General features: G+C 58.8%; 22 protein-coding genes and 1 riboswitch. Of the genes, 16 read left to right on the top strand and 6 right to left on the bottom strand.

From position 1 onward, the window contains the following. Positions 1-49: 49 nt before the first annotated feature. Both yjbE and pgi read right to left on the bottom strand, forming a co-directional pair. Positions 50-298, bottom strand: coding sequence for an exopolysaccharide production protein YjbE (yjbE, locus tag AC6I7Z_RS17855; RefSeq protein WP_033749135.1), 249 nt, complete (start codon positions 296-298; stop codon positions 50-52). A 511-nt stretch (positions 299-809) separates the two neighbouring features. Further along, a complete protein-coding gene (pgi, locus tag AC6I7Z_RS17850; RefSeq protein WP_033749136.1) occupies positions 810-2,456 on the bottom strand; it encodes a glucose-6-phosphate isomerase in 1,647 nt (548 codons plus the stop codon). 363 nt (positions 2,457-2,819) lie between these two features. Next, positions 2,820-3,012, top strand: a riboswitch (Lysine riboswitch). Positions 3,013-3,122: 110 nt separating this feature from the next. Here pgi and lysC point away from each other — a divergent pair. Further along, complete coding sequence (gene lysC / locus AC6I7Z_RS17845; protein WP_033749137.1) at positions 3,123-4,475, top strand: lysine-sensitive aspartokinase 3; 1,353 nt, start codon at positions 3,123-3,125, stop codon at positions 4,473-4,475. A 240-nt stretch (positions 4,476-4,715) separates the two neighbouring features. Beyond that, a complete protein-coding gene (gene panS / locus AC6I7Z_RS17840) occupies positions 4,716-5,633 on the top strand; it encodes a ketopantoate/pantoate/pantothenate transporter PanS (RefSeq protein WP_497815185.1) in 918 nt (305 codons plus the stop codon). Positions 5,634-5,659: 26 nt separating this feature from the next. Here the strand turns inward: panS and AC6I7Z_RS17835 are convergent, their stop codons facing one another. Then, positions 5,660-7,285, bottom strand: a complete 1,626-nt coding sequence (locus AC6I7Z_RS17835) for a Na/Pi cotransporter family protein (RefSeq protein ID WP_497815184.1) — start codon at positions 7,283-7,285, stop codon at positions 5,660-5,662. Between the two features lie 288 nt (positions 7,286-7,573). Between AC6I7Z_RS17835 and psiE the strand changes: the two genes are divergently transcribed. The 3 genes from psiE (at position 7,574) to ubiA (ending at position 9,463) form a co-directional block, all read left to right on the top strand. Continuing rightward, positions 7,574-7,984, top strand: a complete 411-nt coding sequence (gene psiE, locus AC6I7Z_RS17830; protein ID WP_497815183.1) for a phosphate-starvation-inducible protein PsiE — start codon at positions 7,574-7,576, stop codon at positions 7,982-7,984. Positions 7,985-8,053: 69 nt separating this feature from the next. Continuing rightward, the gene (gene ubiC / locus AC6I7Z_RS17825) at positions 8,054-8,566 is read left to right on the top strand and encodes a chorismate lyase (RefSeq protein WP_033749141.1); all 513 of its coding nucleotides are present in this window, start codon (positions 8,054-8,056) and stop codon (positions 8,564-8,566) included. A 30-nt stretch (positions 8,567-8,596) separates the two neighbouring features. Next, positions 8,597-9,463, top strand: coding sequence for a 4-hydroxybenzoate octaprenyltransferase (gene ubiA / locus AC6I7Z_RS17820; protein WP_497815182.1), 867 nt, complete (start codon positions 8,597-8,599; stop codon positions 9,461-9,463). A gap of 104 nt (positions 9,464-9,567) precedes the next feature. On the opposite strand, the gene plsB is transcribed toward ubiA, so the two are convergent. Continuing rightward, positions 9,568-11,991, bottom strand: a complete 2,424-nt coding sequence (gene plsB / locus AC6I7Z_RS17815) for a glycerol-3-phosphate 1-O-acyltransferase PlsB (protein ID WP_497815468.1) — start codon at positions 11,989-11,991, stop codon at positions 9,568-9,570. 128 nt (positions 11,992-12,119) lie between these two features. On the opposite strand from plsB, the gene AC6I7Z_RS17810 reads away from it, so the two are divergent. From AC6I7Z_RS17810 to AC6I7Z_RS17795, 4 genes are all read left to right on the top strand, one after another. Continuing rightward, positions 12,120-12,488, top strand: coding sequence for a diacylglycerol kinase (locus AC6I7Z_RS17810; protein WP_497815181.1), 369 nt, complete (start codon positions 12,120-12,122; stop codon positions 12,486-12,488). Between the two features lie 106 nt (positions 12,489-12,594). Then, on the top strand, positions 12,595-13,209 hold the full coding sequence (gene lexA, locus AC6I7Z_RS17805) for a transcriptional repressor LexA (RefSeq protein WP_033749144.1): 615 nt from the start codon (positions 12,595-12,597) through the stop codon (positions 13,207-13,209). 130 nt (positions 13,210-13,339) lie between these two features. Next, positions 13,340-14,662, top strand: coding sequence for an MATE family efflux transporter DinF (gene dinF, locus AC6I7Z_RS17800; protein ID WP_497815180.1), 1,323 nt, complete (start codon positions 13,340-13,342; stop codon positions 14,660-14,662). A 180-nt stretch (positions 14,663-14,842) separates the two neighbouring features. Then, complete coding sequence (locus AC6I7Z_RS17795; protein WP_033749146.1) at positions 14,843-15,055, top strand: CsbD family protein; 213 nt, start codon at positions 14,843-14,845, stop codon at positions 15,053-15,055. A gap of 48 nt (positions 15,056-15,103) precedes the next feature. Here AC6I7Z_RS17795 and zur read toward each other — a convergent pair whose 3' ends face one another. Then, positions 15,104-15,625, bottom strand: a complete 522-nt coding sequence (gene zur / locus AC6I7Z_RS17790; RefSeq protein ID WP_033749147.1) for a zinc uptake transcriptional repressor Zur — start codon at positions 15,623-15,625, stop codon at positions 15,104-15,106. Between the two features lie 445 nt (positions 15,626-16,070). On the opposite strand from zur, the gene AC6I7Z_RS17785 reads away from it, so the two are divergent. From AC6I7Z_RS17785 to pspG, 3 genes are all read left to right on the top strand, one after another. Next, positions 16,071-17,321 carry a conjugal transfer protein TraF gene (locus AC6I7Z_RS17785; RefSeq protein ID WP_497815179.1) on the top strand — a complete coding sequence of 417 codons (1,251 nt, stop codon included), beginning with the start codon at positions 16,071-16,073 and terminating at the stop codon, positions 17,319-17,321. 111 nt (positions 17,322-17,432) lie between these two features. Further along, positions 17,433-18,428 carry a tRNA dihydrouridine(20/20a) synthase DusA gene (gene dusA / locus AC6I7Z_RS17780; RefSeq protein WP_497815178.1) on the top strand — a complete coding sequence of 332 codons (996 nt, stop codon included), beginning with the start codon at positions 17,433-17,435 and terminating at the stop codon, positions 18,426-18,428. 176 nt (positions 18,429-18,604) lie between these two features. Beyond that, on the top strand, positions 18,605-18,871 hold the full coding sequence (pspG, locus tag AC6I7Z_RS17775; RefSeq protein ID WP_497815177.1) for an envelope stress response protein PspG: 267 nt from the start codon (positions 18,605-18,607) through the stop codon (positions 18,869-18,871). A 189-nt stretch (positions 18,872-19,060) separates the two neighbouring features. Here the strand turns inward: pspG and AC6I7Z_RS17770 are convergent, their stop codons facing one another. Further along, positions 19,061-20,044, bottom strand: a complete 984-nt coding sequence (locus AC6I7Z_RS17770; RefSeq protein ID WP_497815176.1) for a quinone oxidoreductase — start codon at positions 20,042-20,044, stop codon at positions 19,061-19,063. A 95-nt stretch (positions 20,045-20,139) separates the two neighbouring features. On the opposite strand from AC6I7Z_RS17770, the gene dnaB reads away from it, so the two are divergent. The 4 genes from dnaB (at position 20,140) to AC6I7Z_RS17750 (ending at position 24,258) form a co-directional block, all read left to right on the top strand. Then, entirely contained in the window at positions 20,140-21,546 is a 1,407-nt protein-coding gene (dnaB, locus tag AC6I7Z_RS17765; protein ID WP_497815175.1) for a replicative DNA helicase, read from the top strand. Positions 21,547-21,669: 123 nt separating this feature from the next. Further along, on the top strand, positions 21,670-22,161 hold the full coding sequence (locus AC6I7Z_RS17760; RefSeq protein WP_048781401.1) for an Lrp/AsnC family transcriptional regulator: 492 nt from the start codon (positions 21,670-21,672) through the stop codon (positions 22,159-22,161). A 240-nt stretch (positions 22,162-22,401) separates the two neighbouring features. Then, a complete protein-coding gene (locus AC6I7Z_RS17755) occupies positions 22,402-23,016 on the top strand; it encodes a YitT family protein (protein WP_497815174.1) in 615 nt (204 codons plus the stop codon). A gap of 48 nt (positions 23,017-23,064) precedes the next feature. Continuing rightward, on the top strand, positions 23,065-24,258 hold the full coding sequence (locus AC6I7Z_RS17750; RefSeq protein WP_497815173.1) for an amino acid aminotransferase: 1,194 nt from the start codon (positions 23,065-23,067) through the stop codon (positions 24,256-24,258). The last annotated feature ends 14 nt before the right edge of the window (positions 24,259-24,272 follow it).

The following is a 24,272-nucleotide window of genomic DNA, read 5'->3' as shown; positions in this document are numbered from 1 at the left end:
AAGCAAAAAATAACCACACGGCTGTGTGGTTATGTTTAAAGGTGCTACGTCAACGAGTGGTGCTCGTTGTGGTCGTGGTTGTTGTACCGGTATTCGCGCCGTCACCACCGCCAGAAGCGGCAATGCCGACACCGACTAATGCGCCAAGCGCGCCGATACCGACAGCGGTCGAGGTGCCGGCGGAGATTGCTCCCGCCTGCGCGCCCGCTGCGGCACCCGCTTCTTCCGGAGCGGCAAAAGCCACGGAATGCGCTGCGACGTATAGTACGGCTGCTCCGGCAACCATGATTTTTTTCATACAGCTTGTCCTGCATTGAGTGAATGAAGGATGTACCCGGTTCGGGCGCGTTCAGTATAGGGCAACAAATTACCAGAGTTCAGCGTGGGAAAAAGCGGTCGGAAAGGGCACTTTATTTTGGCTAAAAAGGGGGCTAAACAGCAATAACCCCCTTTTTATCGGCAAGATTTACCAGAGGCCAGAATTTATTGCTGGTCGAAAATTAAATGCAAAGCGTTTTGCGCTTTTTTATTAATAGCTGGACCGAAAACGGCATTATCAGATTTTGTCGGGCCGTCTGAAAATTAAATTTCTTTTAAAAACAGTAAGAAGGGGAATGGTGATGGGCGAAAAAGGGCCATTTAAAACGCGAGGTTAAGGCGTTTGCTGCTTCAGCTTCAGAAGAATCTCAGCTTAATTTAAGAATTATCCCGTCTGAATTGCGCATATTTTCTGCGCGGGCGCGGTTATTTTGTTCGAGATGGCAAGAAAAAGGCGGCCGCGCGGCCGCCTTTACAAAGTTGCGCCTTTATTAACGCCAGGATTTATAGCGATTAATTAAGCCATTAGTGGAACTGTCGTGGCTGGTAATATCGGCGCTGTTTTCCAGCTCCGGCAGAATACGGTTAGCCAGCTGCTTGCCTAACTCTACGCCCCACTGATCGAAGGTGAAGATATTCAGGATCGCGCCCTGCGTGAAGATCTTGTGCTCGTAAAGCGCAATCAGCGCGCCAAGGCTGTAAGGCGTGATTTCGCGCAGCAGGATCGAGTTGGTCGGGCGATTGCCTTCAAACACCTTGAACGGCACGATATGCGCGACGGATTCAGCAGACTTGCCGGCATCGGCAAACTCTTTTTCTACCACGTCGCGCGACTTGCCGAACGCCAGCGCTTCGGTCTGGGCGAAGAAGTTAGAGAGCAGCTTCTGGTGATGATCCGCCAGCGCGTTGTGGGTAATGGCCGGCGCGATAAAGTCGCACGGCACCAGCTTGGTGCCCTGGTGGATCAGCTGGTAGAATGCGTGCTGGCCGTTGGTGCCCGGCTCGCCCCAGATAATCGGGCCAGTCTGGTAATCCACCGGGTTGCCGTCGCGATCGACGTACTTGCCGTTGGACTCCATATTGCCCTGCTGGAAGTAGGCCGCGAAGCGGTGCATGTACTGATCGTAAGGCAGAATCGCTTCGGTCTCGGCGCCGAAGAAGTTGTTGTACCAGATGCCGATCAGCGCCAGCAGCACCGGCAGGTTCTGCTCGGCTGGCGTGGTGGAGAAGTGCTGGTCCATGGCATGCGCGCCGCTCAGCAGCTGCTCGAAGTTGTCGAAGCCGATAGAGAGGATAATCGACAGGCCGATGGCGGACCAGAGCGAGTAGCGGCCGCCGACCCAGTCCCAGAACTCAAACATATTGGCGGTATCGATGCCGAATTCGCCCACCGCTTTCGCATTGGTGGAGAGCGCGGCGAAGTGTTTCGCCACGTGCTGCTGATCGCCGGCGGTTTTCAGGAACCAGTCGCGCGCGCTGTGGGCGTTGGTCATGGTCTCCTGGGTGGTGAAGGTTTTCGACGCCACCAGGAACAGCGTGGTTTCCGGGCTGAGATCTTTCAGGGTTTCCGCGATATGCGTGCCGTCCACGTTGGAGACGAAGTGCATATTGAGGTGGTTCTTATAGGGGCGCAGCGCCTCCGTCACCATAAACGGACCCAGATCCGACCCGCCGATGCCGATATTCACCACGTCGGTGATCGCTTTGCCGGTATAGCCTTTCCACTCGCCGCCGATAATGCGCTCGGAGAAGTGCTTCATCTTCTCCAGCACCGCGTTCACTTCCGGCATCACATCTTTGCCGTCTACCAGAATCGGCGTATTGCTGCGGTTGCGCAGCGCGACGTGCAGCACGGCGCGATCTTCGGTGCGGTTGATCTTCTCGCCGGAGAACATCGACTTAATCGCGCCGCTCAGGTCGGTCTCTTTCGCCAGCGCCTGCAGCTTGTCGAGCGTCTCCTGGGTAATGCGGTTTTTCGAAAAATCCACCAGCATCTGGTCGTCAAAGGTGGCGGAGAATTTAGCAAAACGATCGGCATCCTGGGCGAACAGCTCGGCGATAGTCACCGATTTCATCTGTTCAAAATGCTGTTGCAGCGCTTTCCAGGCTGCGGTTTGGGTCGGATTGATATTTTTCATGGCAACACTCTTGTTGATTTAAGAACCGTCATTCCATCGTGGGCAACCACACCCGTATAGCGTTTCAGTATGACAATAGTGTCCGCTGAAAGGAAAAATTTTGTCGGCGTCGTCACCTTTGCGGCAGGCGGCAGCGGACCGCGCGACGGAAACCGCGCGCCGTTTTCGCCTGTCGCCACGGGCGATTTTCAGTTCAGGCGGCGCGTATTGTGCCGCTAATACCGCCGTCGAACCTTGTGCCGAATCAGAATAAACCGGTCTGAAGGAGGCCATTTAGCTCTGCGGGCGCAGCAAATCGCCGACAGACGTAGACAGCAACCTTATGACCCGGTATTTTTATGCGGCTACTTGCGCACCCGTGCGCAAGCCAGAAGAGGCGCGTCGCCCAGGCAGTGTGTTGGAGGAACCGTATCCGGGGATAACACATCAGGGGGAGCGACGCCGAGGTGGTCAACACACGGAGTGTTGCCTGTCGGCTGCAGGGGCTGAATCCCCTGGGTTGTCACCAGAGGCGTCCACAGTCGGTCGCTTCGCAAGGTGAAGTGCTTCTGGGTGACTCGTCTCCTGATCTTGTCTGCCCAATTCTGCTCTTCCCTTGTGCCAAGGCTGATACAATGTCTCCCGTCCCATAAACGCGGGAGAAGATAACCTGACACGAGGTCGTACATGTCTCAAACTCTGATCGTGGCGAAATTTGGCGGCACCAGCGTTGCCGATTTCGATGCTATGAACCGCAGCGCCGATGTGGTGCTGGCCAACGCCAACACGCGTCTGGTGGTGCTCTCCGCCTCGGCGGGCGTGACCAATCTGCTGGTCTCGCTGGCAGAAGGCCAGGAGCAGGCGCAGCGCGCTTACCTGCTGGACGAAATTCGCCGCATCCAGTATGCGATAGTCGAACGCCTGCAAAACCCGGCCGTTATCCGTGATGAAATCGATCGCATGATCGAAAACATCACCATGCTTTCCGACGCCGCCTCGCTGGCGACCTCCAACGCGCTCACCGACGAGCTGGTCAGCCACGGCGAGCTGATGTCCACGCTGCTGTTCGTGGAGATCCTGCGCGAGCGTCAGGTCGAGGCGGAGTGGTTCGATGTGCGTAAAGTGATGCGCACCAACGACCGCTTCGGCCGCGCCGAGCCGGAAATCGCGACGCTGGCCGAACAGGCCGCCGCGCTGCTGACCCCGCGCCTGGCGCAGTCGCTGGTGATTACCCAGGGCTTTATCGGCAGCGAGCAAAAGGGCCGCACTACCACGCTGGGACGCGGCGGCAGCGACTATACCGCCGCGCTGCTGGGCGAGGCGCTGAAAGCGGCGCGCGTCGATATCTGGACCGACGTGGCGGGCATCTACACCACCGACCCGCGCGTAGTGCCGTCCGCGAAGCGTATCGACGACATCACCTTTGAAGAGGCGACCGAAATGGCGATCTTCGGCGCCAAGGTGCTGCATCCGGCGACGCTGCTGCCGGCGGTGCGCAGCGACATTCCTGTGTTTGTCGGCTCAAGCAAAGATCCCGCCGCCGGCGGCACGCGCGTGCATCGCGAAACCGCCAACCCGCCGCTGTTCCGCGCGCTGGCGCTGCGTCGTCGTCAGACGCTGCTGACGCTGCACAGTTTGAACATGCTGCACTCGCGCGGCTTCCTCGTCGAAGTCTTCACTATTCTGGCGCGCCACAATATCTCCGTGGATCTGATCACCACCTCGGAAGTGAGCGTGGCGCTGACGCTCGACACCACCGGTTCGACCTCTACCGGCGACAGTCTGTTGACCCAGGCGCTGCTGACAGAGCTGTCGTCGCTCTGCCGCGTCGAAGTGGAAGAGAACCTGGCGCTGGTGGCGATCATCGGCAATAACCTCTCCCGCGCGCGCGGCGTCGGCAAAGAGGTGTTCGGCACGCTTGAGCCGTTTAACCTGCGCCTGATCTGCTACGGCGCCAGCAGCTACAACCTCTGTTTCCTGGTGCCGGGCGAAGATGCGGAAAGCGTGGTGCGCGCGCTGCATAAAAACCTGTTCGAATAACGATCCGCCCGGCCGGATCGGATCCGGCTGGTGCGATCGACCGCTTTTTAGCGTAAAAGCCAGCGTATTTCCGGCACTATCTGGCGGATCGGCAGCAGTCGATCCCCATTTTCCCTTCCGGCCTCACCTTGCGATAACGAAATGTTATGATCCCGCTCCGCTGGCGCACCCGTTCCTGCGTCGCGTTTCTCTGTGGCAAATCCGCGAAAAAACACAACATTCAAAGAAGGAAGTCTGGCTATGCTCGCCAAATTAACCCGCCTGTTCCCGCTATGGGCCGTGCTGCTCTCGGTGGCCGCCTACTACTCGCCCGGCACTTTTCTCGGCATCGGACCCTGGGTCTCCTGGCTGCTGATGCTGATTATGTTTGGTATGGGCGTTACGCTTAATATCGACGATTTCAAACGCGTGCTGGTGCGCCCGGCGCCGGTGATCGCCGGCACCTTTCTGCATTATCTGGTGATGCCGCTCGCCGCCTGGGCGCTGGCGAAGCTGTTCCAGATGCCGCCGGATCTCGCCGCAGGCATGATCCTGGTGGGCAGCGTGGCCAGCGGTACCGCCTCGAACGTGATGATCTATCTGGCGAAGGGCGACGTCGCGCTGTCGGTGACCATCTCCTCGGTCTCCGCGCTGGTGGGCGTTTTCGCGACGCCGCTGCTGACGCGCTTCTACGTCGATACGCATATTCAGGTGGACGTCGTGGGCATGCTGCTCAGCATCGTGAAGATCGTGGCGATCCCAATTAGCCTGGGGCTGATCGTCCACCACACTTTTAACGGTCTGGTGCGCCGGATCGAGCCTTATCTGCCGGCTTTCTCTATGGTATGCATTCTGTTGATCATCAGCGCCGTGGTGGCGGGCAGTCAGGGCTTTATCGGCTCGGTCGGCCTGATGGTGATCGCCGCCGTGGTGATGCATAACGCCATCGGCCTGTTGGGCGGCTACTGGGGCGGCAAGCTGTTCGGCTTTGACGAGTCGACCTGCCGCACGCTGGCGCTGGAGGTCGGCATGCAGAACTCCGGCCTGGCGGCGACGCTGGGCAAGCTCTACTTCTCGCCGCTGGCCGCGCTGCCGGGCGCGCTCTTTTCGGTCTGGCACAATCTCTCTGGTTCGCTGCTGGCGGGCTACTGGTCAGGCAAACCGGTCGACAAGAAGTAACAGAGCGGGGGCCGGGCGCCCCCGCTTCACTCCTCGTCCCGCTCGTCGTCCGGCTGCTCCAGCAGCGTATAGGCTACGCTGCACAGCAGCGAATTCAGGCGCTTCATATCCCCCAGCAGACCGAGATGCAGCGAGCTGGTTTCAATGCTCTGGACGTTCTTTTGATGCAGTCGCTCGACATGCGCATGCGAAAAACGGCGAATCAGAATGCGGAAGCGATGCTTGGCGCGGCGCAGCCGCTTCGCGCTGGTGACGTCGCGCGAGAGAAATACCGACAGGCTGAGGCGCAGGTTCGCCAGCAGCTGCTCATGCAGCGTCTCTAACTCCTCGATCCCTTCCGCCGAGAAGGCGCGGCGCGGCGTCAGCGCCTTATCCGCCACATCGCCGCTCATGCGTTCGATAATGTCGCCCGCCTGCTCAAGATTCAGCGACATTTCGATAATTTCACCCCAGCGGCGCGAATCCTCTTCCGACAGATCTTCTTTCGGCATGCGCGCCAGATAGAGCTTGATGGCGGTATAGAGCACGTCTACATCGTCGTCCAGCCGCCGCACCGTGCGCTCTTCGCGCACTTCGCCGTGCACCACTTTATTGAACGCCTCCAGCATCATTTCCAGCACGTCGCCGATGCGCAGCGTCTCGCGCGCGGCGTTGACCAGCGCCAGCGTCGGCGTATCCAGCGCGCTGCGGTCGAGATGGCGAGGTTTCATCGCCATATCCGCCTCGGCATCCTCGCTGATAAGACGGGTGCAGAGCCGCGCCATCGGATCGGCGAAGGGCACCATGATCAGGCAGCGGATCAGGTTGTAGAAGACGTGGAAGAAGATCACCAGCTCTTCATCGTTGACCGGCATCTTATCCAGCCAGGGCGCCAGCAGGTTGATAAAGGGCAGCACCGCCAGCGATCCGAGCAGTTTGAACAGCAGACTGCCGAGCGCCACCCGCTTGCCGGCGGCGTTGGAGCCGCTGGCGTTCAGCATCGCCAGCAGGCCGCTGCCGAGGTTGGCGCCGATGACCAGACAGAGCGCGACTTTAAACGAAATCACGCCTGCGGCGGTCAGCGTGGCGGTAATCAGCACCGCCGCCAGGCTGGAGTAGCTGATAATGGCGAAGACCGCGCCGATAAGGGCATCCAGCAGAATATCGCCGGTCAGGCTGGAGAAGAGCACCTGTACTCCAGCCGCCTGCGTAATCGGCCGGGCAGCGCTGACAATCAGCTGCAGCGCCAGCAAAATCAGCCCCAGACCGATGCTGGCGCGCCCCATCTGACCGATGCGCGTCTGCTTGCGCGACAGGAAGAAGACCACGCCGAAAAAGATAAACAGCGGCGACAGCCAGGAGAGGTCGAAGGTCAGAATACGCGCCATGATGGCGGTGCCGACGTCGGCGCCCAGCACTACCACCAGCGCAGGCGTCAGGCCCATCAGCTTCTGCGCCACAAAGGAGGTCGCCAGCAGCGTGGTGGCGTTGCTGCTCTGCACCAGCGTGGTCACGCCGATGCCCGCCAGAAAAGCCATGGGTTTCTTTTCGATGCTGCGGCTGAGCACGCGGCGCAGGTCGGCGCCGAAGACGCGCATAATGCCGGAGCGCACGATATGGGTGCCCCAGACCAGCAGGGCGACGGCGGAGAGAAGATTAAGCAGGGTTAACACGTCATGCCACTCCACAACCGTCAGGCTAAAAAGCAGCAGAGAGCCAGCCTGACGGAAAGAGCAATCTGCAAAACGAACGGCCGGGCGGGCGCATTTTTTCCTGAATTTTAAGCGACCTGCGCGCGCTGCCGACCTTTTAACTGTAGACCAGTTCGCTGATACGGGAAGGGGATCGACGCTGCATTTTTGCCCACGGCGACGCGCGCCGCGATGCCGCTATCTTGTGATTCAGGTCACATTACAGCATGATGACGGTTCTTTATTAATAAGCCATTATCGAGGCGAATCATGAACCTTAAACCCACCGGCGGTCAGTACATCGCACTGGCGCTGCAATGGGTACTGAACCTGGGGCTGCTGGCGCTGGCGGTTATTCTGGCGGTGTTTCTGGGCAAAGAGACGCTGCACCTTGCCAACGTGCTGCTGAATGTCGGGGAACAGGCCTCCTCTTATCTGCTGATTGAGGGGATCGTAATCTATTTCCTCTACTTCGAATTTATCGCGCTGATCGTTAAATACTTCCAGTCTGGCTACCACTTCCCGCTGCGCTATTTTGTCTATATCGGCATTACGGCGATTATTCGGCTGATTATCGTCGACCATAAAAATCCCTTCGACACGCTCTGCTACTCCGGTGCCATCCTGATTCTGGTGGTGACGCTGTGGCTGGCGAACAGCAACCGCCTGAAGCGCGAATAGCTGCCGCCAGGTGTGCCCGCCGCGCCTCTGCGCTACACTGTTGCCCTCAAAATTGACGGGAGTGGTGATATGTCGCAAGAGGCGCTCAGCTTATTACGCGCGCTCAACTGGCTGCCATCCACGCATCCGACGCTGACCGCGCCGCTGCTGGACTGGCTGATGGAGGAGGACTCCATGACGCGCCGTTTCGAGCAGCACTGTCGGCAGGTGACGGTGCGGCCGATGCGCGAAGGCTTTATCAACGCCGATGAGCTTACCGATGAAAGGGCGCTTCTGCCGGACGATGCACGCTTCTGGCTGCGCGAGATCGTGCTGTGCGGCGATGACGAACCCTGGCTTATCGGCCGCACGCTGGTGCCGGAGAGCACGCTCAACGGCCCGGAGCAGATGCTGCAACAGCTGGGAACGCGCCCGCTTGGCCGCTATCTTTTCTCCTCTTCGACCTTAAGCCGCGATTTTATCGAACCGGGCAGCGTCGGCGCGCTCTGGGGACGCCGCTCGCGCCTGCGGCTGTCGGGCAAGCCGCTGCTGCTGACGGAACTGTTTTTACCCGCCTCGCCGCTCTATCGCGACCTGGCCTGAGGACGATTAAACGTGGAAAAAAGCGTACAGATGAGTAAGTTTCAGGCCTATAGCCGCCTGATGCGTATTGATAAACCGATCGGCACGCTGCTGCTGCTGTGGCCGACGCTGTGGGCGCTCTGGCTGTCGGATATGGGCGTGCCGCCGCTGTCGGTGCTGGTGGTGTTTGTGCTCGGCGTGTTTGTGATGCGCGCGGCGGGCTGCGTGATTAACGATTTCGCTGACCGCAAGGTCGACGGCTTCGTGAAGCGTACCGCAGGCCGACCGCTGCCCAGCGGCGCGGTCAGCGAGAAAGAGGCTAAAATCCTGTTTGTGCTGCTGGGCTTGCTGGCGTTCGCGCTGGTGCTCACCATGAACCTGATGACGATTCTGCTTTCGCTCGGCGGCCTGGCGCTGGCCTGGTGCTATCCCTTTATGAAGCGCTACACCCATCTGCCGCAGGTGGTGTTAGGCGCGGCGTTCGGCTGGGCGATTCCCATGGCCTGGGCTGCGGTTAGTGAGTCCTTACCACTAGAGTGCTGGCTGGTATTTCTGGCAAACATCTGCTGGACCGTCGCCTATGATACGCAGTACGCCATGGTCGATCGCGATGACGATATCAAGATTGGCGTCAAATCGACGGCGATTCTGTTTGGTCGCTACGACAAGCTGATTATCGGCCTGCTGCAGCTCGCAACCCTGGGTCTGCTGGCGCTGGTGGGACTGCTGATGCAGCTTAACGCCTTCTTTTACTGGTCGCTGCTCGGCGCCGCCGCGCTGTTTATTTATCAGCAGAAGCTGATTGTCCGCCGCGAGCGCGACGCCTGCTTTCAGGGCTTTCTTAACAACAACTATGTCGGGCTGGTGGTGTTTATCGGCGTGGTGCTGAATACGCCGCCGTTTAGCCAGCTGTTTTAAACGCCGTTTTTTAACGGGCACCCATGCCCACCGCGCAGGCACCTTCCAGGCAACAAAAAAGGGCGACATCTCTGTCGCCCCTGGTTTTTGCTGCCCGCGGCAGGCTACTCGTGCGCCACCGCGCTTTCGATGGTCAGCCGCACATCGCTGGTCACCAGATCGGCCAGAATATGCCAGGTAGCCTGCGTACGCTCGACGTCGGCGTCGCCGGTGTCGCTGATATAACCCTCATCGCGCAGCGTCAGCACCAGCGTGGTGAACACCGCCTTATCGAAAAACTCCGGCGCATTAATGCCGTGCAGCACCGAAAGACGCTGCGCCAGCATACGGCTCTCTTTCTCCAGCGTGCCGCGGTTGATGGTCGGTTTGGCGCTGAGGATCGAGAAGGTGATGGCGAAACGCTGCAGGGTCTCGCGGATGCCGGCGGCCAGCAGCTGCAGCGTGCGATAACGCGCGGCGGTGTGGCGCAGCTGTCCATCCTGCAGGGTGATCAGACCCTGACGCGCCAGCTCCTGACAGAGGGCGCTCAGCAGCGCCGGCAGCGCGTCGATTTCCCAGCGCAGGAATAGCTCGCTTTTCAGCATCGGGTAGATTAGACGCACCTGGCGCAGCAGTTCGGCTTCGCTCAGGTTCGGGTGCTGCTGAATAATGGCGGCGATCAGCGACGGCATGACCAGCATATGGTGAATATTGTTGCGGTAATAGGTCATCAGCACCGCCTGCTCGCGCGGCAGAATGATGATGTCGCCGATATTGTCCTGCTCGGTTTCGAACTTATTCATGCTCATGGCATGGTTCAGCAGCTCTTCCGCTGAAAGCGGCGGCACGGTCGATTCCGGCGAATAGGGCACATTGCGCAGCAGCTCGGTATAGCACTCAAGCTGCTCGATCAGCTGCTCGCGGGTTAGCGAACGCTGACGTGAGGCGAGCAGCGCGGTCACGCACAGGTTCATGGCGTTGGCGGCGCCCGCTTCATTGATGCGCACCATCAGACGCGCCGCGATATCGTTCACCGTTGGCGTCAGCCAGCTGGGACGCTGCGGTTCAATCGGATCGATGGCGTCGCGCCACTCCGGCACCTGCTTGTTGAGGTAGTTCACCAGCGGCAGCGGTTCGCCGAAGTTAACGTAGCCCTGGCCCAGATTGCGCAGCTTACGCAGGCCGCGCACCATCTGCATAAAGCCTTCTTTCTCTTTCGCCGCGCCGCGCAGCTCTTTGGCGTAAGTGCCCACTTCCATTACGTGCTCATAGCCGATATAGATCGGCACCAGCGTAATCGGTCGCTTGCCGCCGCGCAGCATCGCCTGCAGCGTCATCGCCAGCGTGCCGGTTTTCGGATCGAGCAAACGACCGGTACGTGAGCGCCCACCTTCAACGAAATACTCGACCGAGTAACCGCGGCTGAACAGCTCGCCGAGATATTCGCGGAACACGGTGGCGTAGAGTTTGTTGCCTTTGAAGGTGCGGCGAATAAAGAACGCGCCCAGGCGGCGGAAGATTGGCCCGGCTGGCCAGAAGTTCAGGTTGATGCCTGCGGCGATATGCGGCGGCACCAGCCCCTGGTGATAAAGCACGTAGGAGAGCAGCAGGTAATCCATATGGCTGCGATGGCAGGGCACATAGACGATCTCGTGGCCATCTTCCGCCAGCTGGCGCACGCGTTCGCCGCCGTTGACGTTGATGCCCTGATAGAGACGGCTCCACAGCCAGCCCATCACGCGATCGGTAACGCGGATCGCCTCATAGGAGAAGTCGGCGGCGATCTCCTCCATCATTTCGACGGCGTTCTGCTGCGCCTTCTCATGGGAAAGCTTTTTACTGCGCGCCTCTTCTTCCACCGCTTTTTCAATCGCCTTGGACTGCAGCAGCTTGTTGAAGAGATCCTGACGCGCCGGCAGACGCGGGCCGACCGCGGCTAAACGCTGGCGCGCGAAATGAATGCGCGCCACGCGCGCCAGTTTCTGCGCGATCGATTTGTCGGTGCCATGCTGCGTCGCCATCCAGCGCAGCGAAACGGTGGGGGAAAAGCGCACAAAGCTGTCGCGGCCGTGCCAGATAATAGCGAAGAACTTTTCAACCCCGTTAAGCTCGCGCAGGTGTGGCGCATCGTCGCCCTGAACCTCGCGGCCAGGCGCGCGCCCGAACATCACCGATACCGGCAGCATCTGGATATCGAGCTGAGGATTGCTGCGGTGCAGATCGAGGTACTCGTGGAAAATCTTCACCGATTCCGTATTCGGCCCGAAATGGGGGAATACGCGCGGACCGTCGTGGATAAACACGTGGCGCGGCAGCAGCGCGCCGTCGATTTCCAGCGGCGACAGCGGATCGGGCAAATTATGCTTCAGACACTGCTGGCGCAGCGTCAGCAAATCCGCCTTGGAATCGTATGGCAGCACGTACATAATCGGCCGCGTCGGATCGAGTCCATGTTCGGAAACGGGATCGCCCGGAATAGCCTTCGTTTTTACCAGAATAGAAAGTGGTAAATTCAACAATTTATAATAAAGTTTACGCCAACCTGACATAGACAACATGAAGCCTCTTGTTAGCAAAGCGCCGCAAGCATATCAGAAAGTGCTGCGAAGATCTGTGGTGGTGCCAAACGCACCTGGCCCAGACATTGACGTCAAACAACTAAAAGGGTTCCCTCGCAATGGCAAGTAATACCACCGGTTTACTCAGGATTGTAAAAGCGGCAGGCTACTCGTGGCAGGGGCTGCGCGCCGCCTGGCAGCATGAAGCCGCGTTTCGTCAGGAAGCTACGGCCGCCATCGTCGCGATCGTCATCGCCTGCTGGCTGGATGTCGACACCGTGGCGCGCATCCTGATGATCGGATCGGTGGTGCTGGTGATCATCGTCGAGATCCTCAACAGCGCGATTGAAGCGGTGGTCGACCGCATCGGCCAGGAGCGTCATCCGCTGGCGGGGCGGGCGAAAGATATGGGATCCGCCGCCGTCTTGCTCACTATCATACTGGCGCTGTTTGTCTGGGTCGCGCTGCTCTGGACCCATTTGCGATAGCCTTTCCAGAATTACCCAAATGGCTGTTATTTCCCTGGGTTTTGGTTTTCATTTCGCCAATACCTGTATATACTCACAGCGACTGTATAAACAACCAGGGGGCGGGATGAAAGCATTAACCACCAGGCAGCAACAGGTTTATGACCTGATTCGCGACCATATCAACCAGACGGGCATGCCGCCAACGCGTGCGGAGATCGCCTCGCAGCTGGGGTTCCGTTCCCCCAACGCCGCCGAAGAACACCTCAAAGCGCTGGCGCGTAAAGGCGTTATCGAGATCGTTTCCGGCGCATCACGCGGCATTCGCCTGCTGATGGAAGAGGAAGAGTCCAACGGACTGCCGTTAATCGGCCGCGTCGCCGCCGGCGAGCCGCTGCTGGCGCAGGAACACATTGAAACGCACTACAAAGTCGATCCCGACCTGTTCAAGCCCTCTGCTGACTTCCTGCTGCGCGTCGCCGGTATGTCGATGAAAGATATCGGCATTATGGATGGCGATCTGCTGGCTGTGCATAAAACGCAGGATGTACGTAACGGTCAGGTCGTCGTGGCGCGCATTGATGACGAAGTCACGGTAAAGCGCTGGAAAAAGCAGGGCACCGTGGTTCATCTGCTGCCGGAAAACAACGACTTCGAGCCGATTATCGTCGACACCCGCACGCAGTCGCTGACCGTTGAAGGTCTGGCGGTAGGCGTGGTGCGCAACGGCGAGTGGCTCTGACCGCTGGCCTTCAGACGCCTGCATCCCTTCGTCAGGCGTCTGTACGCTAATCTTTTCACGCGTCTCCTGCGGCTAACGTCGCGCCGGGGCCGCCTCGCTTCTTTTAACGTTTTCAGGCATGGACCGGCTGATGCGTCTCTTCTCTGCTGACGACCGACAACTCTGGCGGCTGGCGCTGCCGATGATCCTCTCCAATATCACCGTGCCGCTGCTTGGCCTGGTGGACACTGCCGTTATCGGCCATCTCGACAGTCCGGTTTACCTTGGCGGCGTAGCGATTGGCGCGACCGCGACCAGCTTCGTCTTTATGCTTTTACTCTTTCTGCGCATGAGCACCACCGGCATTACCGCGCAGGCCTTTGGCGCGCGGGATACGCAGGCGCTGGCGCGCGCCCTGACGCAGCCGCTACTGATGGCGCTGCTTGCGGGCCTGCTGTTTATCCTGCTGCGCGAGCCGCTCAGCGCGCTGACAGGTCGGCTGGCGGGCGGCGATCCGCAGGTGCAGGAGCAGGCCGCGATCTTTATTAATATCCGCTGGCTCAGCGCGCCGGCGACGCTGGCGAATATGGTGATCCTCGGCTGGCTGCTGGGCGTGCAGTACGCCCGCGCGCCGGTCGTGCTGCTGGTGGTGGGCAACGCGGTCAATATTCTGCTCGATCTCTGGCTGGTGCTCGGGCTGAAGTGGGGCGTGGCAGGGGCGGCGAGCGCCACGGCGCTGGCGGAATATGTTACGCTGGCGGTCGGACTGGCGATGGTGTGGCGCGTACTGAAGCTACGCGGCATCTCGATAGCGATGTTGAAAGAGAGCTGGCGCGGCGATATCAGCCGCCTGCTGCGCCTCAATCGCGACATTATGCTGCGCTCGCTGCTGCTGCAGCTCTGCTTTGCCTCGCTGACGCTTATCGGCGCGCGACTGGGGTCGGAAATTGTCGCCGCTAATGCCGTGCTGCTGATGTTCATCACCTTTACCGCCTATGCGCTCGACGGCTTCGCCTACGCGGTGGAAGCCGTCTCCGGCGAGGCCTATGGCGCGCGCGACGGCAAACGACTGCTGTCGGTGTGGCGCGCCGCCTGCCGACAGGCGGGCATGGTCGCGCTCGCCTTTGCGCTTATTTACGCGGCGAGCGGCGACGCTATCGTGTCGATGCTGACCTCGCTGGAGTCGCTGCGGCAGCTGGTCGATCGCTATCTTATCTGGCAGATCGTTCTGCCGCTGGCGGGCGTATGGTGCTATCTGCTGGACGGCCTGTTTATCGGCGCGACGCGCGGACGCGAAATGCGCAACAGTATGGCGATGGCCGCGCTGGGCTATTTCCTGACATTGCTGACTCTCCCCTGGCTAGGCAATCACGGTTTATGGCTGGCGGTCACGGTTTTTCTTGCGCTACGCGGCGTTTCGCTTTGGCTGATCTGGCGGCGTGAATGGCGCTTAAAACGCTGGTTTCAAAGTTAATTTGCGCGCGCAGCGGCAGCCGTAACACGCTGCGCCTGACGGATTATTCTGTATTTATGCGCCGGTTGCCGATTCGTCTACTATAATTACCTTACAACAGCGCGACACAGCAGCGCTTTGTATTGTCGTACTGCCAATGTGTGGTGGTATGTAAAACTAAGGATGACGTGGAGGTCTGACATGAATAAAGACGAAGCGAGCGGTAACTGGAAGCAGTTCAAAGGCAAATTCAAAGAAAAATGGGGCAAGCTGACCGACGATGACATGCAGGTTATCGAAGGTAAACGCGATCAGCTTGTCGGCAAAATTCAGGAACGCTACGGTTACGCTAAGGATGAGGCAGAGAAAGAAGTCTCAGACTGGGAAACCCAGAATAAAGATTACCGCTGGTAATCTCCTCGCTCAGGCTTGATCTGAGCGATCGGCACAGGGAAGTGCCGCTTACCCTCTTTTTCCGCGCTTTTTCCCTTCAGACTCATGATCGTGACTGCAGCTATCCTGATGCGTACAGGCTTCAACCTCCGCACATCGGGTACAGAGTCCATGTGCCTCAATTACGCTATGGCGTAACGTGAAGCGCGCCTCGCCAGCCAGATCGGCAATGATATTCTCGACGCCCTGCGCCTGTTTTTCCGTGACCGCCGCGCAGCGATCGCAAACCAGCATCACCGAAGTATGCGCCGGCGCCTCGAAATGATGGCAAACCACGTAGCTGTTGTTGGATTCCACGCGATGGATAAATCCCTGTTCCAGCAAGAAATCGAGCGCGCGATAGACCGTCGGCGGCTTCGCCTGCGGCTCGCTGGCGCGTAGCTGATCCAGCAGGTCGTAAGCGCTAATCGATCCATGCTGCGCCGCCATCAGACGTAACACCTCAGCGCGCTGCGCGGTTAGCCGCACTCCGCGTTGCAGGCAGAGTTTTTCCGCCTGAGTCATGATTTTTTCTGGCGTCATTGTCGACATGGTGATTCTCCGCTGAAAACGAGATGTTATCTTATCACAGCAGACGCGCTTGCGCTGAAGTTGCGCGCTTTCAGCACAATCCCTGTTATGACCTATTAATATCAATGCATTAGGATAAAAAGCAGAGGATGAAGTTGGTTTTGTGACGCTAATCAGTGCCAACATCATTGAGACATTAACTAACAAAACTAGAGTTTTGCTTTACAACTCACCAGGTTAAGCACTAATGTTCATGAGGCCTTAAGCAACTGCTGGCCTTAATATCCTTTTTGACTACCCCGCTAAATAATAAAAGCGCCGATTTGTAGCTAAAACATCCAATCCGGCGAATAACAATGCTGTTTCGACTCAATTCACAGCAATGAACCGTTAGCCGCGATTCACAATAGCGCTAACGACAAATTCCGATGATGAATGTTTTCCTGATCAAGGTGATGGCAGACAAATGGCGAACAAAACCACCCGGCGCTCTGCGCTTTTATATCCTGCTGTTTTAAACGCGCTCTTTATCTCCTCTTCCGCTATGGCCGCGGGGACCTGGTACGACGCGCGCAACGACGCGATGGGCGGTACAGGCGTCGCGTCCTCTACGTGGAGTTCTGCCGTGCTGGCGAACCCGGCGCTAATGACGCGCGCGCAGCCGGACGATAATGTCGGCATTATTTTTCCTTCTGCCGGCCTGCAGATAACCGATAAAGACAAGATGGTCGATAAGGTCGATGACATCAGCGATACCGTCGATCGCTATCGTGACGTAATCAATGGCCTGACCTTCCGCGACTATCTCAACGGTTATCCGCAGTTGAAAACGGCGTCGCGAGACGTGGCGAACCAGCTTCGCGACCTGCGCGGCAACAAAGCCAACGGCACGGCGGGCGTCGCGCTGGCGGTGACCGTTCCCAACGAAACGCTGCCCTTCGCCTTTATCACTAAGGCGTATGGCACGGTGCACCTGCGCGCTAACGTGGCGCAGAGCGACATCGCCTATCTCGACGGCGTGGCGAACGGCACCGTTATTCCCGTGCCGGGCGACCAGAATAACCTGCGTTCCAGCGCAAACGGACTGGCGGCGCTGGTCACCGACTACGGCATCGCCGTCGCGCACGAGTTCAGCGTGGCGGGACATCCGGTTTCGATCGGCGTCACGCCTAAGATCCAGAAAACCTGGCTCTATAACTACACCGCCAGCATCTACAACTACGATAAAAACGACCTCAACGGCAGCCGCTACCGCAACGATAATACCGGTTTCAACATCGACGCCGGTTTAGCGACGCCGCTGAGCGACAGCTGGACGCTGGGCGTTACCGGACAGAATCTGGTGTCGCGCGATTTGAAGACTAAAGAGACTAACGGCTATCGCGACACCTACCAGATCCGTCCGCTGGTGACCTCTGGCCTGTCGTGGAACGGCGGCCCCTTTACCGCGGCGCTGGATGTGGATCTTACCGAAACGAAACGCTTTAAATCGGAAGAGAGCAGCCAGTACGCCGGCGTCGGCGGCGAATACCGCGTGCTGGACTGGCTGGCGCTGCGCGCTGGCTACCGCGCGGATATGAAATCCAACGACGAAAATGTCTTCACCGCCGGCTTCGGCGTGTCGCCGTTCAACAACGCGGTGCATCTGGATCTGGCAGGTTCGGTAGGCGACAACAATACCTGGGGCGCGATGATGCAGCTCGGGTTTAACTTCTAATCGGCGATTTTTAGCCGTCATTATGCCGGGCGATGCAGAGTCGCCCGGCACCTTGTAAATGTGCTATCATTGCGCAGATTATCATCACCCTTAACGGATTTTCTGCGCTTCATGAGCAATTCTTTCTCCTCGCAACGTTTTTCCATCGCGCCGATGCTCGACTGGACCGACCGACACTGTCGCTATTTCCATCGTCAGCTGACCGGCGACGCGCTGCTCTACACCGAAATGGTGACCACCGGCGCCATTATTCACGGCAAGGGCGACTACCTGGCCTACAGCGAGGCGGAACATCCGGTCGCGCTGCAGCTTGGCGGCAGCGATCCGGCGGCGCTGGCGCAGTGCGCGAAGCTGGCGGAAGAGCGTGGCTACGATGAGGTAAACCTCAACGTCGGCTGCCCCTCCGATCGCGTCCAGAACGGACGCTTCGGCGCCTGTCTGATGGCGGAAGCGTCGCTGGTGGCCGAGTGCGTCGACGCTATGCGTCAGGTGGTTTCAATTCCGGTGACGGTAAAAACCCGTATCGGCATCGACGAACAGGACAGCTACGCATTTTTGACCGATTTTGTCGGCACCGTCGCGCAGCGCGGCGGCTGCGACACCTTTATCATCCATGCGCGTAAAGCCTGGCTTTCCGGCCTGAGCCCGAAAGAGAACCGTGAAATCCCGCCGCTTGACTATCCGCGCGTCTATCAGCTGAAGCGTGATTTTCCCCAGCTGACTATCGCCATTAACGGCGGCGTGAAGTCGCTGGAAGAGGCCAAAACCCATCTGCAGCATCTCGATGGCGTGATGATGGGACGCGAGGCTTACCAGAATCCCGGCCTGCTGGCGCAGGTCGATCGCGAGCTGTTCGGCCGTGACGCGCCGATTGCGGATCCGGTAGCGGTGGTGCGCAGCATGTATCCCTATATAGAGGCGGAACTGGCGAAGGGCACCTATCTCGGCCACGTCACGCGTCATATGCTCGGCCTGTTCCAGGGCATTCCCGGCGCGCGCCAGTGGCGTCGTCATCTGAGTGAAAACGCCCATAAGCCGGGCGCAGACGTACGCGTGCTGGAAGCGGCGCTGGCGCTGGTAGCGGATAAGATCCCACAGGAAGCCTGATTACCCGCGGCAGCGGTAAAAAAGCCAGCCTGAGCGCTGGTTTTTTTTACGCCAAAAATCGGTGAAATTCGCTATTTTTCGGCGGTCACTATCGCTATTCTTGAATCTATTCAAACAGATAACATATGGCACGCTTCTTGTAATAGAGCTGTAGAACTAACAAGAGGAGTAACAACGTGGAAATTCTGTTTGTGCTGGGTTTTTTTGTGATGCTTCTGGTGACGGGCGTCTCGCTGCTGGGCGTGCTGGCGGCGCTGGTGGTCGCGACGGCGGTAATGTTCATCGGCGGCCTGTTTGCGCTTGTAATCAAATTGTTGCCCTGGCTGGTGATGGCGCTGGTTGCCGCCTGGGTTTATCGCGCCTTTTGCGGTGATAGCCGCGAACGGGCGCGCCGCAAGCTGCGTCGAAAAATCAGCAAGTTAGAACGGCGTCGCGGCTATTAATTGCGGGTGCGATCACAGACTGACAGATTGCTTATGCCAGTTTCGCAATTAAACATATTTTTTACTTATGTTTTCTGCCAGGATGATCGCCGTTGAGTCGACATGAATTCATCGCCGCTGTCCCTACACCAGCGCGAACGATAAAAAGAAAAGGGGCTTCCTACGGGAAGCCCCGTTTGCGTTCAGGCATCAGGGAATAAGCAGGCTGGAGCCCTGGGTGCTGCGGCTTTCCAGCGTGCGGTGCGCTCGCTCCGCCTCTTTCAGCGGGAACTTCTGCTGTTCCGGCACCTCAACCTTGATTGCGCCGCTGGCAAGCAGCGAGAAAAGATCGTTGCTCGCCTGCTCTAGCTCTTCGCGGTTGGTGATATAGCCGTAGAGCGAAGGACGCGTGACGAACAGCGAGCCTTTTTGGTTGAGGATGCTTAAATCCACACCGGTAACCGGCCCGGAAGCATTACCAAAACTCACCATCAGTCCCTGACGACGCAGCGAATCCAGCGACGCTTCCCAGGTATCTTTGCCCACCGAGTCATACACCACCGCAACTTTTTTGCCGTCGGTCAGCTGGCTGACGCGCTCGGCGATATTCTCTTCCCGGTAGTTGATGGTCGCCCAGGCGCCCGCCGCTTTCGCCAGCTTCGCCTTTTCCGCCGATCCAACGGTGCCGATCAGATGCGCGCCGAGCGCTTTCGCCCACTGGCAGGCGATCAGGCCGACGCCGCCCGCCGCCGCGTGGAACAGAAAGGTCTCGTCCGGCTTCACCCGGTAGGTCTGGCGCAGCAGATAGTGCACGGTCAGCCCCTTCAGAAAGCTGGCGGCAGCCTGTTCGAAGCTGATGGCGTCCGGCAGCAGCATCAGCCGATCTTCCGCCACGTTGTGCAGCTCACTGTAGGCGCCCAGCGTCGCCTGGCAATAGACCACGCGATCGCCCGGCTTGAAGCGCGTGACCGCGCTGCCGACGCGCTTCACCACGCCCGCCGCTTCGGTGCCGAGGCCAGAGGGCAGCGCGGGAACCGGATAGAGGCCGCCGCGCACGTAGGTGTCGATATAGTTAATGCCGATGGCGCGGTTCTCTACCTGCACTTCGCGTTCAGCAGGATCGGCAGGATCGACATCTACCCATTGCAATACCTCAGGCCCGCCCTGCGCGGTAAACTGAATACGCTTTGCCATTTTTACTCCTGTGATTGTTCAATATGAGGCGTGAGAGGCGCGCCGCCATAAGGTATACTGGCGCGTCCCCTCAGAAGATCGGTATTGCATTCACTATGGCAGGAAATAAACCCACCAACAAATCGAACGACACGCCCGACCGGCAGCTGGAAGGTATTAAAATGCCGCCGCATTCGATTGAAGCGGAGCAGTCGGTGCTGGGTGGGTTGATGCTGGATAACGAACGCTGGGACAACGTCTCCGAGCGCGTCGTGGCGGAAGATTTCTTCAACCGCTCGCACCGTCTGATCTTTTCCGAGATGCAGCGTCTGCTGGAAGCGGGCCAGCCCATCGACCTGATCACGCTCTCCGAGTCGCTGGAAACGCGCGGCGAGCTGGAGATGGCGGGCGGGTTCGCCTATCTGGCGGAGCTGGCGAAAAACACCCCCAGCGCGGCGAACATCGGCGCCTATGCGGATATCGTGCGCGAACGCGCGGTAGTGCGCGAGATGATCTCGGTAGCGAATCAGATCGCCGACGCCGGTTACGATCCCCAGGGACGCAACAGCGACGAACTGCTCGACTTCGCCGAGTCCAACGTCTTTAAAATCGCCGAATCGCGCGCGAACAAAGACGAAGGGCCGAAGAACATTCAGGAGGTGCTGGAAGCCACGGTGTCGCGCATCGAATCCCTGGTCTCAACGCCGCACGACGGCGTGACCGGCGTCGACACCGGCTATCAGGATCTGAATAAAAAGACCGCCGGCCTGCAGCCGTCGGATCTGATTATTGTCGCGGCGCGTCCGTCGATGGGTAAAACCACCTTCGCCATGAACCTGTGCGAAAACGCCGCCATGCTGCACGACAAGCCGGTGCTGATCTTCAGTCTGGAGATGCCCAGCGAGCAGATTATGATGCGTATGCTGGCGTCGCTGTCGCGCGTGGATCAGACGCGCATCCGTACCGGCCAGCTTGATGATGAAGACTGGGCGCGTATCTCCGGCACCATGGGCATCCTGCTGGAGAAGAAAAATATGTATATCGACGACTCCTCCGGCCTGACGCCGACCGAAGTGCGCTCGCGCGCGCGACGCATTTTCCGCGAAAACGGCGGCCTGAGCATGATCATGATCGATTACCTGCAGCTGATGCGCGTGCCGTCGCTCTCCGACAACCGTACGCTGGAGATCGCCGAAATCTCTCGCTCGCTCAAGGCGCTGGCGAAAGAGCTTAACGTGCCGGTAGTGGCGCTGTCGCAGCTTAACCGCTCGCTGGAGCAGCGCGCCGATAAGCGTCCGGTCAACTCCGACCTGCGTGAATCCGGCTCTATTGAGCAGGACGCCGACCTGATTATGTTTATCTACCGCGACGAGGTTTACCATGAAAACAGCGATCTTAAAGGCATCGCCGAGATTATTCTGGGTAAACAGCGTAACGGTCCTATCGGTACGGTGCGCCTGACCTTTAACGGCCAGTGGTCGCGCTTCGACAACTATGCCGGCCCGGCGTACGACGACGAATAACTCTCTCTCCCGGCATGCACGATCTGTGCATGCCGCCTCGCATCATCAGAAAATAGTGTTGGACAACCCCGCCGTTAATCGGGTTATCTGTATCACAGCGCACGTTTACGCACTGGAAGCAGCATGACTCACGTAGATGATTACGATCTGAAAATACTGACCTTATTACAATCTAACGGCCGGCTGACCAACCAGGAGCTGAGCGATTTAGTGGGTCTGTCGGCATCGCAATGTTCGCGCCGGCGCATCAACCTTGAACAGGCGAATTTGATTCTCGGCTATCATGCGCGTCTTTCGCCTGATGCGATTGGGCTGGGCATGGTCGGTCTGATTGAGGTGCGGCTGATTAATCATACCGCCGAATACGTTGACAGCTTTCACCGCATGGTGGAGCAGGAGGAGGCGATCGTCGACGCCTACAAAACCACCGGCGACGCCGATTATCTGCTGAAAGTCGCGGTAGCGGATCTCGCTTCGCTGAGCGCGCTGATCAGCCAGCTGGTGGCGGGCCATCAAAGCGTGTCGCATGTGAAAACCTCGGTGGTGCTGGGCCGCCTGAAAGAGAACGGGCTGATGATGGCGCCCGCGCACAAAGTGCGCCAAAAGAGTGCATGATGTGCTTAATTGGTGCATGGTTGCGCCAGATAATGCAAAAGATATGCGTCAGAATTCGAATTTGTGCATGAATTGACGGTTTACCCGCAAGTTATGCGCAAAAACAAGCAACAAAAGCGCCTTAGTTATCAACTGGATAATCACTGGCACCTGCCGAAAGCGCCTGTAAGCCGACGGTATGGTGCGTTTTTTGCATCTCTACGCCACGCTTTTTCCGCTTAGAGTGCAATAAGATTACCTATGGATAACGTCGTAGAACCTACCCGCATTCCTCATTCGCGCCTCGAAGACGCGCTGGCGATTCTGCTCGGCACGCTGATGGTCTCTTTCGGCGTCATTATGCTGAAACAGGCGGGCGCGCTAACCGGCAGCACCGCCGGCATCGCCTTCCTGATTAGCTATCTGTCGCCGCTCTCATTCGGCAGCGCCTTTTTCCTGATCAATCTGCCGTTTTACTGGCTGGCGGTGCGCCGTATGGGATGGGAATTCACGCTGAAAACCTTCTGCGCGGTGGGGCTGGTGTCGCTTTTCACCCATCTGCATCCGCTCTTTGTCCACTTTTCCGCGCTCAATCCCTTTTATGCGACACTGTTCGGTAACGTGATCATGGGCATTGGGTTTATAGTGTTGTTTCGTCATAAAGCCAGCCTGGGCGGGATCAATATCCTGGCGCTGTGGCTGCAGGATCGCATTGGGCTGCGCGCCGGTAAACTGCAAATGGCCGTCGATACCTGCGTCGTGCTGGCGTCGCTGTTCGTCGTCAGCGGGCCGATGCTGCTGGCGTCGGTCGCGGGCGCAGTGATCCTTAACCTGATTATCGCCATGAACCATCGTCCCGGACGGTACATGGTTTAATGCTGCATACACCTCTGATTTTTACGACCACACATGGAGATCTGCACCGTGTTTCAAAACGTTGATGCCTACGCCGGCGATCCGATTCTGTCGCTGATGGAAACCTTTAAACAGGATCCGCGCACGAATAAAGTGAATCTCAGCATCGGCCTTTATTACGACGAGCAGGGCATTATTCCTCAGCTGCAGGCGGTCGCCGCCGCAGAAGAGCAGCTCAAGGCCGAGCCGCAGCAGGCGTCGCTCTATCTGCCGATGGAAGGCCTCAACGCGTATCGCAACGCTATTGCGCCGCTGCTGTTCGGCGCCGACCACCCTATGCTGAAGGCGGGCCGTATCGCCTCGATTCAGACACTCGGCGGCTCCGGCGCGCTGAAAGTCGGCGCGGATTTCCTCAAGCGCTACTTCCCGGACTCCAGCGTCTGGGTCAGCGATCCGACCTGGGATAACCACGTGGCGATCTTTAACGGCGCGGGTTTCGAGGTGAAGAGCTATCCGTGGTACGACGCAGAGACCAACGGCGTAAAATTCGACGCCTTCCTCGCCGCGCTGAGCGCGCTGCCGAAGAGGAGCATCGTGCTGCTGCACCCCTGCTGCCATAATCCGACCGGCGCCGACCTCACGGACGCGCAGTGGGATCAAACCGTTGAGGTGCTGAAGGCGCAGGAGCTGATCCCGTTCCTCGACATCGCCTATCAGGGCTTCGGCGCGGGAATGGAAGCGGACGCCTATGCCATTCGCGCTATCGCCGCCGCCGGCCTGCCGGCGCTGGTCAGCAACTCCTTCTCGAAAATCTTCTCGCTGTATGGCGAACGCGTCGGCGGCCTCTCTATCGTGTGCGACAGCGCCGAAGAGGCGGGACGCGTGCTGGGCCAGCTGAAAGCCACGGTGCGCCGCAACTACTCCAGCCCGCCGAACTTCGGCGCGCAGGTGGTGGCGCGCGTGCTCAACGACGACGCGCTGAAAGCGAACTGGCTGGCGGAAGTCGAGGCGATGCGCCTGCGTATCATCGCCATGCGCAAAACCCTGGTGGACGTGCTCAGTACGGCGCTGCCCGGCAAAAACTTCGACTATCTGCTGAAGCAGCGCGGCATGTTCAGCTACACCGGCCTGAGCGCGCAGCAGGTCGATCGCCTGCGTGAAGAGTTCGGCATCTATCTGGTGGGCAGCGGCCGTATCTGCGTCGCCGGGCTTAACAGCCATAACGTGCACCAGGTGGCGCAGGCGTTTGCCGCCGTCATGTGATGTAGCTGATTCTG

The sequence above is a fragment of the Pantoea sp. X-Soil-MYKO-1289 genome, from assembly GCF_059730625.1.
This window is presented reverse-complemented; position numbering and strand designations above follow the sequence as displayed.

Coding starts and splice junctions, on each gene's coding strand:
- yjbE (WP_033749135.1), bottom strand. CDS start 298: ATGAAAAAAATCATGGTTGCCGGAGCAGCCGTACTATACGTCGCAGCG.
- pgi (WP_033749136.1), bottom strand. CDS start 2,456: ATGAAAAATATCAATCCGACCCAAACCGCAGCCTGGAAAGCGCTGCAA.
- lysC (WP_033749137.1), top strand. CDS start 3,123: ATGTCTCAAACTCTGATCGTGGCGAAATTTGGCGGCACCAGCGTTGCC.
- panS (WP_497815185.1), top strand. CDS start 4,716: ATGCTCGCCAAATTAACCCGCCTGTTCCCGCTATGGGCCGTGCTGCTC.
- psiE (WP_497815183.1), top strand. CDS start 7,574: ATGAACCTTAAACCCACCGGCGGTCAGTACATCGCACTGGCGCTGCAA.
- ubiC (WP_033749141.1), top strand. CDS start 8,054: ATGTCGCAAGAGGCGCTCAGCTTATTACGCGCGCTCAACTGGCTGCCA.
- ubiA (WP_497815182.1), top strand. CDS start 8,597: ATGAGTAAGTTTCAGGCCTATAGCCGCCTGATGCGTATTGATAAACCG.
- plsB (WP_497815468.1), bottom strand. CDS start 11,991: ATGTCAGGTTGGCGTAAACTTTATTATAAATTGTTGAATTTACCACTT.
- AC6I7Z_RS17810 (WP_497815181.1), top strand. CDS start 12,120: ATGGCAAGTAATACCACCGGTTTACTCAGGATTGTAAAAGCGGCAGGC.
- lexA (WP_033749144.1), top strand. CDS start 12,595: ATGAAAGCATTAACCACCAGGCAGCAACAGGTTTATGACCTGATTCGC.
- dinF (WP_497815180.1), top strand. CDS start 13,340: ATGCGTCTCTTCTCTGCTGACGACCGACAACTCTGGCGGCTGGCGCTG.
- AC6I7Z_RS17795 (WP_033749146.1), top strand. CDS start 14,843: ATGAATAAAGACGAAGCGAGCGGTAACTGGAAGCAGTTCAAAGGCAAA.
- zur (WP_033749147.1), bottom strand. CDS start 15,625: ATGTCGACAATGACGCCAGAAAAAATCATGACTCAGGCGGAAAAACTC.
- AC6I7Z_RS17785 (WP_497815179.1), top strand. CDS start 16,071: ATGGCGAACAAAACCACCCGGCGCTCTGCGCTTTTATATCCTGCTGTT.
- dusA (WP_497815178.1), top strand. CDS start 17,433: ATGAGCAATTCTTTCTCCTCGCAACGTTTTTCCATCGCGCCGATGCTC.
- AC6I7Z_RS17770 (WP_497815176.1), bottom strand. CDS start 20,044: ATGGCAAAGCGTATTCAGTTTACCGCGCAGGGCGGGCCTGAGGTATTG.
- dnaB (WP_497815175.1), top strand. CDS start 20,140: ATGGCAGGAAATAAACCCACCAACAAATCGAACGACACGCCCGACCGG.
- AC6I7Z_RS17760 (WP_048781401.1), top strand. CDS start 21,670: ATGACTCACGTAGATGATTACGATCTGAAAATACTGACCTTATTACAA.
- AC6I7Z_RS17755 (WP_497815174.1), top strand. CDS start 22,402: ATGGATAACGTCGTAGAACCTACCCGCATTCCTCATTCGCGCCTCGAA.